This is a genomic window from Legionella birminghamensis (assembly GCF_900452515.1).
Taxonomy (GTDB): domain Bacteria; phylum Pseudomonadota; class Gammaproteobacteria; order Legionellales; family Legionellaceae; genus Legionella_C; species Legionella_C birminghamensis.
In genome coordinates this window covers 1,586,387-1,602,390 of sequence record NZ_UGNW01000001.1, presented here as the reverse complement: position 1 = coordinate 1,602,390, position 16,004 = coordinate 1,586,387, and the positions used below count along the sequence as shown (strand labels likewise).

The window sequence follows — 16,004 nt, the reverse complement described above, 5'->3', positions numbered from 1 at the left end:
GTTTTATTAGAAGGAATTAGATCATTACTCGAGTTTAACTGCAATTATTTTTATCAAATTTGTGGGGATATATCAGCCCGCGTTCGCGACCTGATCGTATTAATGGATATTACAGATAACTTTTTCAGAAAACGGCTTGTTGAGATTTTATTAGGCGCTATTTCCAAACAACTACTTATCCATAATGAATTATGGGAAGGTATCAATGCAATTAAGAAAAAGTATAGCCATCATCCGGAAATAGGCAGTCTATTTTCAGCTCAATTTGAAAATATTTTCTCAAAAATGTTTCATTTCATAAGCCTTTCCTTCTCCCCTACCTCTATCATTAAGAATCTCAGGCAATGCCATTTATATCTTCAATTAAGCATTGAAGCGAATGCGCAAATTAATTTCCGGACGCCAATTGAAGAAACCAGTTTCTATCCTGCTTTGAAAGAATTCCTTGGACATAACGATCTGGATTTGCGGTACCAGGCTGCTATGATCTTACAAGCCTTATTTTTTTTACAGTGTAACCGATCAGCAGCTGATCATTTGTCCAGCAGCCATGCAAAGATGACCGCCCAGTTCAGCTTCGGAAACCAGAAAGTGATTAGAAAACGGGAAACTCTACTAGCACTTGGAAAAACCATAAAAGAAAAAATAGCGTCCAGCATCGCTTCAGCAGGCTTCACGACGGAGTTTATAGCCAAACACTTACCGCAAATCAATTTAGGGATAAATGAAGAAAATAGATTACATTATCACAAGGCTTATTCAGGCGAGTTTATTTATGAGTCTTGCCATTACATGGATTTACTTTTGCCTCAAATTGAGGATTTTTTTACAGAAGACTTTTTATCCAATTCAGCCAATGAATATGACCATTCACAGTCGCTCCTCGAACAATTATATCTGCTTGAATTTGCAGTCAAGAAAATTGAAGAAGAGGATAATTTGCGTTACTCCCTCCTGGTCGCTCATATTTGCCGGTCGCCGGCCTTTGATCCTGAAGTAAGATGCAGGGCTATCTATGCTTTGTTCCAATATAAGTTAGGATCACAAATATCACTCGTGGAGAAATATTTTGCAAACGAAGCGAAAAAGAGCACCAAGGAGTCACTCATTTCAATTATTTATTTTGCGTTAAAGACAGATACGCTTGATGCCGAGAGCGTGAAGTTACTTCAAGACAGCGCAAATGCCAGGAATTATCCTAATACAGTGATTGCCGTCACCAACCTGTTAAATAAATGCATAACCGCTGATTTTAATCATGGGATGGCCAATATTACATTAAATATCCGTAAAAATCTGAATAAGAAACATAAGGATAAATTGCAGCACCCTTCGTTTCAGGTAAATTATTATCCGCGCCAAAAAGAACCAGAATCAGCAAATGATTTATTTGGATCTCATTTACTGCGCGAAGCGGTTTTAAATAAAGACATGCAGAACTTTATTGCAGATGCCCTGAAAGATGCGGGAGAGGAACTGCAAACCAAGACAGAAGAATCTGCCTCAACCGCTGGTTCCTGGTTTATTAATAATCATCCTGTTACAGAGAATTCGCCTGAAGAAAGCGCTCATCTCTCCCAAGTATTGTAGTTGGAATGTAATCTGGGTTTACAGCCCGGATTACATAAAAAATAGCAAATCAATTTGTATTTTTATATAATACACTGTCCAAATAGCAATCCAAATCATGGAGGTGTATCGAATGAATGTTACTCAAGTTGAAGAAATTGTCAGTATCGCTATAAGCAGGGCGAACAAAGGAAGAACACAACCACCAGAAAGTTTTTGGGGTTTACCTGAAAGCATTAGAACTTCAAAGCACGATGGCAGTGAAGACGAAGTCCTAGCCATATATACACTTACTTTTATTCTGGCCGCTCTTAAAAAACATTCAAAAGACGAGACGGTGAGAACTGACTTGTGTAAAAAACTGGATGATCATCTCGAGCTGACAATGCAATTAAACAAGGACATTTGTGTATTTACCATTATTAACCTGATGCAAGATGCAGGGATGTTAAAATATCTTCCGGATTCTGAAAAAAGAAATGCAGTGATTGAAAAAATTTTCGAGAAATCATTATCCGATTATTTAACACCATGGGTACTCAGTGATTTGCTAAAAAGTATCAAGGAAAGCGCCTCTCCCATCAAAGAGAAAATGATAAGAATTTATATTGAACACAGCAAAAGGCAATACAATAAGAATAGGCACGACAGGTTCGGCCTACTTGAATTAAGTAGCCGTTGGGAAGCGAATGTGGATGACTGGCTAACACCTGAGGATTTGCTTTGGCTGGAAGCTTGTTACGCGTATCCTAACTCACCTGTGTATCAGTTAAAGGGAAGTCTCAGAGTATTTGAGCAATCAGTGAGAAACACTTTGCAATCCCCTGTAGAAGCTTTTCAATTTATGATAACAACTTGCATCAGTGTTATTGCACTTGATAGTTTGCATGAAAATAAAAAATCCGTTTCGCCAAAACAAGACTTCACTCAAAACGAGCTTGCCCGTCTCTTCATTCTGGGTTTGTTCTCTATTTATCTATTATCTCTTACTGTTCGTGGAATCGGTTCACTGATTGAGGCTCATGGATTGTTTAAATCCCAACAGCCGGCAGCGCTTGTGTTTCCCGATTGGGCTGCACGTAAGCTGGAGGAATTCAGGAATACGGCATCAAATATTTCTCCTCATTAAACTGAGATAAGAGCAACGTACCCAACAGCTAAAACCGTCACAGGGAGGTGTGTTCCTATGCGTGAAAAAATTGAAAAAATAAAACAAGGCATAAAAGATCTTGAAGACCAGTTAAAAAAGTCCCAGTCAGTATTTTCCTTTCTTTCAGGACCAGTGGATGTAGGCGGAATCAAGAAACAATTGCTTGAAAATCGGCTCGATCTTGCAGAACTCTATTACAAGAACAAGCAGATTGATGAAGCAATTGAGGAACTTACAATAGTTTACCAGTCCTTGAACCCAGCCTCCCACACTGCAGGATTACGATACATTCATGTACTCACTCGCCTTTTGGCATGCTATGAATGGAAGGGGAACAAAGAGAAATATAAAACAACTCTCTCTGAATTATTAGTCAAATTATCATTGAGCACTCACATACAACATAAATTTAAAATGAGCTGCTATCTTGATGATTATAGAAAGGCATTTTCAGCTGAGGATACTCTAACAGTAATTGATGCTGTCCTTTGCAATATCAAAAATCCTTCAGGGGCTGTCTCGAGAGTTTATACCCATGCAATAAATCTTAAAGCTGAAATTTTCCTTCAACTGGAGCGATTTGAAGAATGTTATGAATGCTTAAACCTTTTGGCAGAATATCAGTATTCTCGAAACCGTCGAATTAATCTCTCCACTGAGAAATTGGACGCACATCTTAAGGCATATAGCTTAGCCTGTGTAAAAGGGTATTCGGTAAATGAGATCAGTGAGCGGATTATTAATGACTATTATCAAAAACTTTCTATTGATGAGGAGATATTGTTTGATTCAGAAGTGGCCGGAAACAAAAATGAATTAATTAAAATTGCCCTGCTGTTTCAACATTTAAAGATGACACCGCCCCCATGGTTTCCCGTCTACAAGGTAGAGAAACATCAGTCTCAGTTTCTACCTGGCGGAAGAACAGAATCAACCACGGCTCCAATTAATTTGCCACCATTATCCTTTGCAGTTCAAGAAGAAGTTCAACCAGTTCAGGAACCAGCCCCAATCCCTGAATATATAAAAATCAGGGAAAAAATAACATTGACCTGGGACAAGCATGGAGTCGCAGGATATACAAAAGAAACGCAAACCATTGTCGAGCAATTATTTATTCCCCGCTCACTTTCTCCAGCACAACTGGAAGAAACGGAGCTGCGATTACCCCGTGGCGGGATATTGTATGGCCCTCCAGGCACTGGTAAAACATTAATTGCCCGCACGATTGCCAGGGATTTTATTGGCGAAGAGAATGTAAAAGTCATCAATGGTCCGGAGCTAATCTCTAAATATGTAGGCCAATCAACTGAGAACCTGCGGGGTATTCTTGAAGAAGCCCATAAGAATCCCAATGCCACCTATGTGGTTATTATTGATGAGATAGAGGCACTGGTATGTTCTCGTGATAGTCCTGGCGAAGACCTCAATAGGCAAATAAAAGCCGATTTAACCACAACGCTACTGACTTATCTGGATGGTGTTAAAGCAATAGACAATTTAATGGTTATTGGTTTAACCAATTATTTTGATCGATTGGATGACGCATTAATCCGTCCGGGACGCCTTGATGTACATATCAATATTGGCCTGCCAAAATACGAAGATCGCCTGGCCATTTTAGGCTTGTATTTAGGCAGGCTTCAGAAGAAAAATAAAGTAGCTCCGTCCCTTGATATAGAAGCGCTTGCAATAAAATCCGAAGGGTTAAGCGGTGCAGGCATTAAAGCGTTTGTTGACAGCACCATGAAGCGATTCGGCATTACCCAACTCGTTAGTTTTGATAAGGGAGTGTTGAAAATTGAAGAGACCAGCCATATTGCACCGCTGACTGATGAACAATTTTTAATTTGCCTTGAAGAAGCACTTAAAAAAAATAGACGAAAAAAAACCGAACAGGAGTTATTGCAATCACGTATTTTCTGCTGCTGGAATGACAGAATGCAGAAAAACCTGTCCCAACTTCTCGAGATAGAAAGCACTTTTCCTTATTCAAGCCCCCTGCTTGTTCATGTCACAGGTAAATCAGGAACAGGAACCACGAGCTGCTCTTTAAACTTATTCCCTAAGTATTCTGATAGAACCGTTTATATAAAAGCAGCGGCACTGGTTAATTTATCACCCAAGGATCAAGAAAAATACATCGATGATTGCTTTTACAAAGCCTTGGACAAGCAAGGGGTTTTGATTGTAGACAATCTTGAAGACATGAGTGCCTGCAACTTTAATCCCATCACTTATATGCGCGATAAACTAAAAATGCCGCTTGACGAAGGTGAAACACTTAAACTGGTATTGGTCAGCAAAAATGAAGAGACTGTACAGCGCCTGTTTAATGGACAAATTACTTGTGATGCAACAATAAGAGTGCCGGCAGTCACCCTAAAACAGGAGATTGCAGTTTTGATTCAGGCACTAAGATTAGAGATTGATATTCGAGAAACGCCTGTGAAGCTCAATGTTAGATTAACAATCACAGCGCTTAAAAATCAGCTGATAACGTATTGTAAAAAAAATCCATCAGCAAAACGAACGCTGGAGGGGTTTTTGAATTATGTAAATACACCACAAGCGGAGCTGAAGTATGCATCCAGCGAGCACAGGTTATTTAACAAAAACCAGAATAATAGCCCTACCATCCCCCCTCGTAGGGACGATGTAGCTTTATCTCCCTGACCGATGAGCCGCGATGGTAGTGGAGGGCATTCATTTCCTCTCCAGTATGGGAATTTTTAAATCGATGGTAATCAATGGCAAAAAAACGATGGCGATGACCATCTGCCTGTAGGCGGTAGAAATTCAGACCACAACCGCCAACGTTTTTATACCATAAAAACGCAATTTGAATATTTCCTTTCTTCAGGGCTGCATAACTCGCGATTGCCGTAACAGTAGCGACAGCTCCTGCTGCCAAGCCTCTGCTGGAGTGACCGGTTTCCATGTCGTCAGGCATTTTTTACTTATTTTTCATGCAAATTTTAGATTATACTTAATAAATACTTTGAATACTATTTAAAGCGAAGAGGCCAGCTGCATGGATTCAATGACCGTAAAAGTAAAAGAAAAACTCATGGAGCATTTATTCGTCAATACCGCCAGGGCCATTTGGTTTACACTGTTTCTGGCTTTATTAATTGTTATTTATCTAGGCTATCATGGCGTCCCCCTCAATGACACAGGTTTATGGCTGGGGGTTCTATGCGGTATTCTAATTCTTCGCTTGTTTATAGCCATTGTTGCGCCCAAAAATCCTGCCCAAAGAGAATTCTATTTCTACAGTCTGGTCATTACCGGCTTTATTTTAGGTGCCATGCTCGGGTATTTTTACTGGTCACTCTATTATGATATATCGATTTCCCAGCAGATGATTTTACTTCTGTTCTTTGCTGGACTAGCGACTGGAAGCACCATTTCCATGGCTGCTTCAGCACTTGCTTATGCAAGCTTTGTTATTCCAACTTTTCTCCCTATTATTTATCGATTTTTAACCGATCCTCAGGATGATGCACGCTTAATCGGCATTGTCCTTATTGTTTTCCTCGGGTATCTCAGTACCATTTTCAACGTTAATAAGAAAATGTTGCGCAAAAATATTGAGCTCCTGGCCCACGAGAGCGAGCTCAATAGCAAACTGGAACAATTTAATCAACGGCTTAGTATTGTGTCCATTACGGATGAGTTAACGCAGCTGGCCAACCGCCGGTATTTTCAGGAGCGTCTGATTGCTGACTGGATCCGTGCAAAACGTGCTTCGCTTCCCCTGACCTTAATGGTGATTGATATTGATTATTTCAAAGACTGCAATGATACTTACGGCCACCTTTATGGTGATGAATGCCTGAAGGAGATAGCAAAAGCCCTCAAGGCGGAGGTAAAGCGTCAGTCGGATTTGGCAGCCCGTTATGGCGGAGATGAGATGGTAATTATTTTGTATAACACATCGCTTGATGACAGCGAAAAGTTTGCCATCCGTATCAAAGAGGCAATCAATAATCTATGCATTAAAAATGAATATTCACCGATTTCCAATCAGCTGACAGTCTCGATCGGTGTCGCCAATATGATTCCAGCAATTGATGATGACTACGAATTACTCTTCACCAAAGCGGACAAAGCGCTTTATGAAGCAAAACAAAATGGTAGAAACTGCATAGCTGTTTCAAAATAAGTATGCAGATAACAATAATGATACAGGTTAGCGTAGAATGAAAAATAAAACAGCTTTAATAACCGGCGCCTCAAGCGGCATAGGTGAGGCCTGTGCCCGTTTACTCGCCCAACAAGGGGCAAAACTAATCCTGGCTTCACGCAGAAAAGATCGATTGGCAGCACTTGCAGAATCCCTGGAAAATGATTTTTCCTGCCGGTCATTAATCCTTGGCCTGGATGTAAGCAAGAAATCAGATGTTGAAGCGCAACTTTTGCATTTACCTGACGAGTGGAAAACAATTGATATTCTAATCAATAATGCCGGGTTAGCTTTAGGAAGCGATCCCATGCAAACAGGCGACATTGATAAATGGGAACAAATGATTGATACCAATATTAAAGGTCTGCTGTATGTTAGCCGCTGCATCATTCCACAAATGATTGAGAGAGGATCAGGCCATATCGTGAATATCGGTTCAATCGCTGGCCAGGAATGTTATCCTAACGGCAATGTATACTGTGCCAGTAAACATGCCGTCCGTGCCATTACTAAATCAATGCGGATGGATCTTTTAGGAACATCTGTACGAGTATCGGAGCTAGCACCGGGCGCAGTTGAAACAGAGTTTAGTGTGGTCCGCTGGAACGATGAACAAAAAGCCAAGGACTTTTATCAGGATTTTGACCCTCTGATAGCCCAGGATGTTGCGGAAGCAGTATTATTTTGCCTGACCCGTCCGCCTCATGTGGATATTGCCGAACTGACAATCATGCCGACCGCCCAGGCTTCAGCAAATCATATAAGTCGTAAAGGCAAGCAGAAATAACTTGCCCCGGGGATCTATTAGATCTACGCGGCTGCAGCCGCATCGAATTCCCACGGATGCGGCCGCATCGAATTCCCAGGGATGCGACCGCATCGAATTCCCGCGGCTGCGGCCGCATCGAATTCCCGCGGCTGCGACCGCTCGAATTCCCGCGGCTGCGACCGCATCGAATTCCCGCGGCTGCGACCGCATCGAATTCCCGCGGCTGCGACCGCTCGAATTCCCGCGGCTGCGACCGCATCGAATTCCCGCGGCTGCGACCGCTCGAATTCCCGCGGCTGCGACCGCGGGATCCATTTAAGGATCAACCGAATTTTAGCGATAAGATGGGCCCCGCGGTCGCTGCCGCGGGGATTCGAGATGATAGATGCCGCTGCCATCGAAATGCCCGGAGCCTAGACAAGCGGTTCCTATAAATTAATTATTATAAATGTACGGAGCTTTATGACTCATAATCTGCCTCTCATCACAACACTTGCAACTGCCTTGGGCCTAGCCCTGATCATGGGCTTTCTTGCAATCAAGCTTCGACTACCCACACTGGTTGGTTATTTGCTGGCTGGAATAATTATTGGCCCTTTTACTCCTGGAATCGTTGCAAATACCCATATCGCGGCTGAGTTTGCTGAAATAGGCATTATGTTGCTGATGTTTGGAGTTGGCCTCCACTTTTCAATTGACGAATTACTTGAAACCCGCAAAATTGCTTTACCCGGCGCCCTGCTGCAAATCCTGGTTGCAAGTTGCCTTGGCGCACTGGTCTCCTATTTCTGGGGTTGGGAACCAAGTCATTCCATTGTCTTTGGTCTTGCCTTATCGGTCGCCAGCACAGTGGTTCTTATCAAGGCGATGGAAGAACAGGGACTATTAGGTACAATTAACGGTCAAATAGCAGTAGGCTGGTTAATTGTTGAAGACATTGCCATGGTCATCGCGCTGGTTTTTCTTCCCTTCATCGCGCTTTGGTTTGGTACTTCCGAGACTCAAACCTCAGGCCAAAATTTGTGGATCAGTCTGGGGACTACCCTGTTAAAAATTTCATCCTTTGTGGCAATCATGCTGCTTATTGGCCGATGGGGTCTTCCCCGTCTGCTCTGGCAAATTACCAAAACGGGATCGCGGGAGCTATTTACCCTGTGCATCATTGCCGCAGCAGTCAGTATTGCGTTCCTGGCAGCCAAATTATTCGATATATCCTTTGCGCTGGGTGCTTTTTTTGCAGGCATGATACTTAGGGAATCCCGCTTCAGTCGACGTGCAGCCGAGGAGTCATTGCCATTCAGAGATGCGTTTGCTGTTTTATTCTTCGTTTCAGTGGGAATGTTATTCAATCCTTCTATTTTTGTTGAGGAGCCATTACGTGTTCTCACTGTTGTACTGATTATTGTGTTTGGAAAATCGATTGCGGCTGCACTTCTCGTTCTTTTCTTTCGTTATTCCCTCAACACCGCACTGATAGTATCGGCCAGTCTTGCACAGATTGGAGAGTTCTCCTTTATCCTTGCCGGCCATGGGGTACAACTCAAGCTGCTGCCTGTAGAAGGCCAGGCATTAATCCTGGCTGGGGCATTAGTGTCAATAGCTATTAACCCGCTATTGTTCAAGTCAATCCCTTTTCTACAAAGCTGGCTTGGCTGCTTTCCTTTTCTCACTCGCATGTTTCAAGAAGCAGATCCATTAAGCGAACTACCTGACACTACAGAAGAAAAATACCTGTCTGGCCATCTTATACTGATAGGTTATGGACGGGTGGGAAAACGGATAGCCACTATTTTAACCACTAATCAAATTCCCTATGTGGTAGTCGAGCAAAATCGTGAATTAATTGAATATATCAGGGCTCAGCAAACCCCCGCTGTTTATGGAAGCGCATCTGAGCCCGCGGCACTAATACAAGCGCATGTTGCTCGTGCGGGAATGTTGGTTGTTGCTACCTCAGACATTTTTAACATTCGACAAATGGCTGATATTGCCAGAAAACTAAATCCTAAAATAGAAATAGCAATTCGTGTTGAGAATGAAGAAGATAAAAATATGCTCGCACAAGAGATTAACGCAACCTATTTTTTAAGTGAGGAAGAGCTCTCCCGTGGTATGGGTCAACACATATTAAATCGTTTTCAAAAGGCACCGGCTTAAAAAAACAAGGCGCAGCAGTATTTAGAATCCTGCGGCGCCTCCTTTGCTACTTTTTAATTTGCTCAACCTCTTTTTGTAATTGAGCAATCTGCTGTTGCAGGCTGGTTTGTATCTGCTGGATCTGATCCTGGGTCTGCGTATTCATTTTCTGAATCTCATTTTCCAGTTTATTCTGGACATCTTTGATCTGTGCCTGTATTTGATTATTCAGAGTAGTGATCTGCGTATTGTTTTGATCTTGCATTTGTTTCAACTGGCCCTGAATTTGTGTGTTTAATGATTGGACATCAGCAGGAGTGTCTGCCCAGGCATTTGCAGAAACCAATGCAGTTAAAATAATAGCCGCTTTTAAAGTAGTCATGATTATCCCTAAAAAAATTAATCAAGACTACTTTAACGAATTACCTTCTGTTTGTGAACTGGATCAGCGTCCCCGGCTGAATTATCGTTTGAAGCAGTACCGGTTCCTCTTAGATCAAAACTATAATCAGCACTGTCCTGTTCATCAGGCAGGTTATTCACCTCACCAGGATTGTCTTTACGGGATTTATAGATCTGCTTTAAAAGCTTGGCATAAGATGCTTCTGTTTTTTCAATTGTTGCTCGCGGATCTGCGATTGTAACATCCTTAACAGCTCGTACAGGATATAGGAACTCGCCAATCTGTCTCATAAAATTATGTGCTGCGGCAAAGAAATTGTGCGTGCTATGTCCAGGTTTTGCACCAAACACTGCAGCGATGCGGGCAATGCCCATAGCAAATGTATACACAAATGATTTAATAAGAGAACTAAATCCGCTGTAGAACAGAAATGTCATTGAACTCGCAAAAGTAATTAACCGCGTCAGGTCCCTTTTAGTCTTTTCAAACAGATCTCCACCAGCACGTTTAACTGGTTCCCAGGGATGCGGTTTTTCCACGGTCCAGGCTGCCAGGCTTAAAACGATTGACCAGGCGAAACGGCAAATAGCCGGGATATAACTCAATGGCAATGAGAATAACTGAAAAGCGATTGAAGGTTTAGCCCCTTCAGGATATAAAATTTTCTTGAGGGAGCGGCTGTCTTCTCTGGAAAAATGCTTATCAATTTGCCTTGATAATTCAAAAAGCTGCCTGGAATCCAGCTTCGGAATCTCCTCCGCGTTAGACGATAGGAAATAAGCCAGCATAAAACGATCAATAGTCGGCTTATGCTCAGCATAAAAACTTTCCTTGAATTGCTTGATATCTTCCGGCCTGAGTACAGGCACATTCGCTTTGATGTGTTCCTCCGCCTCCGTCACTAAAGCCTCATAACTCATTACCCCAACTTTCCCCCCAAAGAAGAAAGTCCCAAAACTTTTATTGGTTCCCAAGTCTTCTGCAATAACATTGCTAAGCCAAGGGATTTTATGCCCTGCAATACCATTTATTAATAGATGGCCAATACCATAAGCCGCTGCACAATAAGCAGCAATTGTTAAGGGATCTTCGCCAAACTGATAAGCAGCATTTGCCGCTACCCCGCTTGGGCCGTGCATAATAGCATCCCATCCCATTGCTAAAATCTGGGCCTGTGTGCACCCGCCGCCTACAGTGGCTGCGATCTTGGAAGTCCCCAAAGCATAGGAGAAATGACTGAGCCAGTTCACATAACCAGCACCGAAAATAGCCGTACTAAAGGCTGGCATGAAAATGACAGCAGCACCTACTGCATAACCCAGGGTAAAAATGACTCCCGATATGGGATCTTTATTGAAACCATGAGTAAAAAAACTGCTAAAGCCATTGAGTCCTCTGGCAACTGCAGTGAGGATGTCATTTTGCTCACCTGCCGTTAAAGGATAACTGGCTTCTGCCAGAATACTATCCTTATTAAACTCAAATCTTTTCTTAATTCCGCAACGTTTCAGTAAATCCTCTAGACGCTCTCCTTCTATTTCCTTTATCGATTGACATTCCTTGCTCACCTCGGATAAGGTTTCATTAAGCTCAGGTAGTGTGGAGCTTGCCTGCCAGTCTTCAAGCATTGCAGCTGGTAAACGAAAAACAAGATTTGCACCGAAATCCCTGATCCCGCTAAAAATATCCCGAATGGCATAAGCAATTTTTTTAAAAAAATTATAGGGGGCAACCCAGATAGGCTGATTAGGTTTTGCATGCGCCCTCAATTCTGCTGCAACCAAATGAAACCCTTTATTCTTCCAGGTTTCCTCTTCCCAGGCTTTGGTTGGCAAAACAACGCTTTTAACAAAATTTAGCAGGAAATAAGCAATACTTTTCAATTGCGGAATAAAACCCCGATGTGTTTTCCATCGAGTTGCGGCGATTGTATCCAGCTCTTCTTCACCAAGGTGATTTTTAACTCTGGCAGGTTCTCCCTTTTTAAGTTCCAAGCTGTCCCAGCCTTCAATAAAGCTGATAGCCAATAGCACCTGCCGTTCACGTGCAGGACTTAACTCTTCTTTACCGAAATCGTAAGTTACGACCTTTTCCGGATTTATGGCAAAGACCCCATGGTGGCAAGGGTTGACCGGGTTTCGCAAGTCGGGCAGGTGATCGTCGAGTTCTTTTCGTGCATCTTCGATAAAATCATTCAGATTGCCTCGAGTCAGGGCAAAATAACGCTTCGTACTAAAGCTGATGTCCTGATTAATTCCTTGCAACTGATATAAGTTCTGATTAATTTGCTGTTTGATAAACTCAAGAATGGATTCATGTCCCCGTCCTCGATTAAAACGGCGAAGATTTCCGGGACTGTTCTTTATTTTCTGTGAAAAAGATCGGGCACGATTAATAGAAGCGCTTATATCCTCACGCAGATGCCTCAAGGTTGTGCTGTCATAACCTGGACAATCGATATCTGAAAAATAGGTGTCTAAATTCCTCTGAATCCCTTCTAGCTTTTGAATATACCGCTCAAAATATTTTTCAATTTTTTTGGCAGAATTATTACGGTTAACCAGGGACTCCAGATCCTGCATGGCTTCAAAGAGATCCTGATAATGTCCCACCAGTCGAAGTTTGAGATCTAGAGAGTTATTCGCGAGACCTTTGGCGGCTTGTTCATGGGCGATCACGCGGTATTGCCCTAATGAACCAATAATTTTACTGGTCAGAGAATCGGTTTTTATGATACCCCAACGTGTAGCCTCTTTGATCTTCTCCGCCGAGCTTTTCCACAGAATTGCATGCTCATGGCCATTTTGACGGATGAAACTAACCTCCGCGCTGCTTTCAGGCCGAGTAAAAACCTGCTTTTGAAAAACATCATTTCGTTTTGCAGCACCTACCCAGGGAATCGATGAGTCCTGTGGAAGAATTAGTTCAGTACTACTACTATCCAGATAAAATTCTTCAATTGTTTTTTCTTTAAATTTTCCGAGGATTTTTTTTGCATTCAAGGGGTTGGCCATACGCGCTCTATTGCTCTGTCATTTGTGAATATTCAGCTAAAATTATACGCTTCAAATATTAAGCGAATCTTAACTATCGGGCTGTTAATAATCAAACTCGGATTTCTCATTATAAATGATATCTGTTAGCATGCCGATTCAAATTACTTTAAACAAAGACAAAATGGAACTCAATCAGCATAAAATTTGGTTTCTCCAATTAGCTCGAATACTTGCCTGTTTGTTAGTGGTTTATACCCATTGGTATGGGCTACTTACAAATCCTCAAGCCATTGCCAATATGCTTTTCCCACATAATGAGCTTCATTTTTCAGCGGCATTACTTAATGAATATCTGGGCATATTCAGTGCAACCCTCGGTTTAAATCATTTTTCCAGTGTTCACTTTGGCTTAGGTCTTTTCTTTATTTTGAGCGGCTATGTCATTCCACTTTCACTTAAAAAAACCAATCCTCGCTCATATTTGATACGCAGGCTTTTCAGGATTTATCCTACCGTCATTGTATGCATAATATTAGCCTCGTTGGTCATGATATTAACAGGTTATTATCTGGGCGCTACCCCTCCCCATTTTCTACGCTTTAAAGTGATAATCAGCAATCTCTTACTATTCAGAGATTTGATGAATGTCCCATTCATCGAATACTCTACCTGGACACTGGAAATTGAGATGCATTTTTATCTAATTTTTTTCCTGCTTTTTTATTACCAGATCGAGAAAAAACCCGCCAGCTTCCTCATTTTAGCTTCGATTTTAGTCATTGCCTACCAGATTAGTTACGGATTGCCGCATGAGGCTGGCTGGATAAGACATTTAAATAAGATTTTATCCGTAAATTCAATTTATCTTGGATTTATGTTTATCGGTACAAGCATTTATTACACCCTTAGCAAGCAATGGTCTTATACAACCGGAATACTATCTGCAATTTTCTTACTTGCTTTAAACTACCTTTCACTTCACATAAATCAGGACAGCGACTGGACTGGAAGTGAAATATTTGTCAACCATTTGTACGTTCTCGTATTCTTTTTATTATTATCTGCCAGTAATCCTTACCTGCCTTATAGTAAAATCCTAAGCGGTTTAGCTAACATTTCCTATCCACTTTACCTGACACATGGATTCATAGGTTATAGTTATTTTCTGGTGTTCTACCATAAGACAGGGAACCTCTGGTTTTCTGCAGTCTCTTCATTAGGTCTGGTACTACTGACAGCTTATTTAATACACCGGTATGTTGAAAACAAGGGAATCGAATTTTCAAAAAAGCTTGTACGCAAGATGGCGCATGGAGATGGGCGGCTTTCTTCGGAAGCCGCTTTATTGAGTGGTTAATGGGCGCCAGGAAGGTTAGGAACTTTAACACCTTTATAATTTATAAATGTCATCATACCTGCCGCCTGATGATATAACATATGACAGTGCATCATCCAGTTTCCTGGATTATCGCCAAAAAATTCGCCTTCTTTCCCATGGAATCCCCAGGTTCCATCCGGCTGCTCGATACGATAGAGCGAAGTACTATGCCCATTAATGGTATAGGGCATTTTTTTTATAATCAAAATGACAGGCTTTTGCTTATCCGTATCCGCGCTAACAAGTGGTGAAAAAAGTAAACCGGGTAATAATAATATCAGGAAATAGTATTTAAGGAACACGGTAACTCCCCTGGTTTATGCCGACTCCATACAAAGGATAGACTTTCTGATTTCCGAAATGCAATTCCCATCCCAGATATAATCATAATGTCCCGCCTGAACGGGAATAGTCAATGCCGGGGGCCGGAATACCGCGATGCATTTTCCACCCGCCTTTCTGGCGCTGGGATATAAAATACCCCATTCGTTATTTATCTTGATAGTTCGACCAAATTCCTGGCTTTCTGCATACGACTCCAGCGAGGGATTATAGAATGCGGCAAAATTCTCGCTGCAAATATTAATCAACTCTTTGGTCACCTTAGCCTGATACTCCCGCATTTGAATAATGCAGGGTTTTTCCTTTGATGCGGCCAGGAACTGTTCACGGTGAAATTTGGTTTCAGCAATTGCGGTTTCAACAGAGTCAGCCGCGTAATAGACTCCATAGGATGAGCCATCACTGAAACGTGAAACACCAAAGTGGGTAAAGGCAGCCATCAACGGCGTTGCACCGGGACCATATACCCAGTCCCCTTTGGGAACCAGGGAAATTTTGCCATATTCCTCCGCCAGGCGATCATTTGTCAAGCCCTCAAGAAGGGCAATCTGTTCGAGTTCTTCCTCATTTTCAGCCCAATCAAACAGACTGACCGGCGGATAGCGGGAAGGAATCAAACGATGTGTTTTAGCTCTGTATTGAATATACTCATAATCCATTAATATCCCCGCCAGTAATCAAGAAATCGGCGTACATCTGCCAGACGTAACAAGCTGCCATCCAGCATAAACGCTCTGGGCGTTTGACCATTAAAGGGCGGTAAAGCATTAGGCCGCTCAATCCATGAGAAAGCTTGAACGCTATCGATAAATAAAATCCGTAAATCCTTATAAATTCCCAACAGTAAGGAGATACGCTCCTTTTCATCCTTTGATAAGCGCCCTTCTAATTTGTTAATCCCTTTATAATAGGTTGATGCTGCCATATCGCCCATTAATGTACACGCCTCATCGCTATCAAAATGAAAGCGCTCCATCAGATTTTTTAGCGATTTCCAGGCGACAGCGTCAGAAACGTAAACAGCAGGACTTGTAGCAATTTTCATAGAATTCCCCAACTGTTTTTTATAATT

Annotated in this window: 13 protein-coding genes; 7 read left to right on the top strand and 6 right to left on the bottom strand. The window is 42.0% G+C overall.

The window, feature by feature from the left end:
• Positions 1–102: 102 nt before the first annotated feature.
• The 3 genes from DYH42_RS06745 to DYH42_RS06735 all read left to right on the top strand — a co-directional run bounded on the left by DYH42_RS06745 (position 103) and on the right by DYH42_RS06735 (position 5,395).
• Entirely contained in the window at positions 103–1,590 is a 1,488-nt protein-coding gene (locus tag DYH42_RS06745) for a hypothetical protein (protein WP_058524075.1), read from the top strand.
• 112 nt (positions 1,591–1,702) lie between these two features.
• Positions 1,703–2,698 carry a hypothetical protein gene (locus tag DYH42_RS06740; protein ID WP_058524074.1) on the top strand — a complete coding sequence of 332 codons (996 nt, stop codon included), beginning with the start codon at positions 1,703–1,705 and terminating at the stop codon, positions 2,696–2,698.
• A gap of 57 nt (positions 2,699–2,755) precedes the next feature.
• Complete coding sequence (locus tag DYH42_RS06735) at positions 2,756–5,395, top strand: ATP-binding protein (RefSeq protein ID WP_058524073.1); 2,640 nt, start codon at positions 2,756–2,758, stop codon at positions 5,393–5,395.
• Here DYH42_RS06735 and DYH42_RS06730 read toward each other — a convergent pair.
• Positions 5,352–5,672 (bottom strand): hypothetical protein, encoded by a 321-nt coding sequence (locus tag DYH42_RS06730; protein ID WP_083503148.1) that lies wholly within the window; start codon positions 5,670–5,672, stop codon positions 5,352–5,354. The genes DYH42_RS06735 and DYH42_RS06730 overlap by 44 nt on opposite strands.
• Positions 5,673–5,762: 90 nt before the next feature.
• Here DYH42_RS06730 and DYH42_RS06725 point away from each other — a divergent pair, with 90 nt between their 5' ends.
• The 3 genes from DYH42_RS06725 (at position 5,763) to DYH42_RS06710 (ending at position 9,834) form a co-directional block, all read left to right on the top strand.
• Positions 5,763–6,887 carry a GGDEF domain-containing protein gene (locus DYH42_RS06725; protein ID WP_058524072.1) on the top strand — a complete coding sequence of 375 codons (1,125 nt, stop codon included), beginning with the start codon at positions 5,763–5,765 and terminating at the stop codon, positions 6,885–6,887.
• A 37-nt stretch (positions 6,888–6,924) separates the two neighbouring features.
• A complete protein-coding gene (locus DYH42_RS06720; RefSeq protein ID WP_058524071.1) occupies positions 6,925–7,695 on the top strand; it encodes an SDR family oxidoreductase in 771 nt (256 codons plus the stop codon).
• Between the two features lie 444 nt (positions 7,696–8,139).
• On the top strand, positions 8,140–9,834 hold the full coding sequence (locus tag DYH42_RS06710; protein ID WP_058524069.1) for a cation:proton antiporter: 1,695 nt from the start codon (positions 8,140–8,142) through the stop codon (positions 9,832–9,834).
• Positions 9,835–9,880: 46 nt separating this feature from the next.
• On the opposite strand, the gene DYH42_RS06705 is transcribed toward DYH42_RS06710, so the two are convergent.
• Together DYH42_RS06705 and DYH42_RS06700 are read right to left on the bottom strand one after the other, a co-directional pair.
• Positions 9,881–10,195: a hypothetical protein gene (locus DYH42_RS06705; protein WP_058524068.1), complete on the bottom strand. Its 315-nt coding sequence runs from the start codon at positions 10,193–10,195 to the stop codon at positions 9,881–9,883.
• Between the two features lie 32 nt (positions 10,196–10,227).
• Positions 10,228–13,230 carry a hypothetical protein gene (locus tag DYH42_RS06700; protein WP_058524067.1) on the bottom strand — a complete coding sequence of 1,001 codons (3,003 nt, stop codon included), beginning with the start codon at positions 13,228–13,230 and terminating at the stop codon, positions 10,228–10,230.
• Positions 13,231–13,360: 130 nt separating this feature from the next.
• Between DYH42_RS06700 and DYH42_RS06695 the strand changes: the two genes are divergently transcribed.
• Positions 13,361–14,569 carry an acyltransferase family protein gene (locus DYH42_RS06695; RefSeq protein ID WP_058524066.1) on the top strand — a complete coding sequence of 403 codons (1,209 nt, stop codon included), beginning with the start codon at positions 13,361–13,363 and terminating at the stop codon, positions 14,567–14,569.
• On the opposite strand, the gene DYH42_RS06690 is transcribed toward DYH42_RS06695, so the two are convergent.
• Genes DYH42_RS06690 through DYH42_RS06680 form a run of 3 tightly spaced genes read right to left on the bottom strand, consistent with a single transcriptional unit; the run spans position 14,566 to position 15,977 of the window.
• Positions 14,566–14,892, bottom strand: a complete 327-nt coding sequence (locus DYH42_RS06690; protein WP_058524065.1) for a multicopper oxidase domain-containing protein — start codon at positions 14,890–14,892, stop codon at positions 14,566–14,568. The two genes, DYH42_RS06695 and DYH42_RS06690, sit on opposite strands and share 4 nt — an antisense overlap.
• 15 nt (positions 14,893–14,907) lie before the next feature.
• Complete coding sequence (locus DYH42_RS06685) at positions 14,908–15,591, bottom strand: RES family NAD+ phosphorylase (protein ID WP_058524064.1); 684 nt, start codon at positions 15,589–15,591, stop codon at positions 14,908–14,910.
• Positions 15,591–15,977 carry an antitoxin Xre-like helix-turn-helix domain-containing protein gene (locus DYH42_RS06680; protein ID WP_058524063.1) on the bottom strand — a complete coding sequence of 129 codons (387 nt, stop codon included), beginning with the start codon at positions 15,975–15,977 and terminating at the stop codon, positions 15,591–15,593. The genes DYH42_RS06685 and DYH42_RS06680 overlap by 1 nt, the downstream gene beginning before the upstream one ends.
• Positions 15,978–16,004 lie beyond the last annotated feature (27 nt).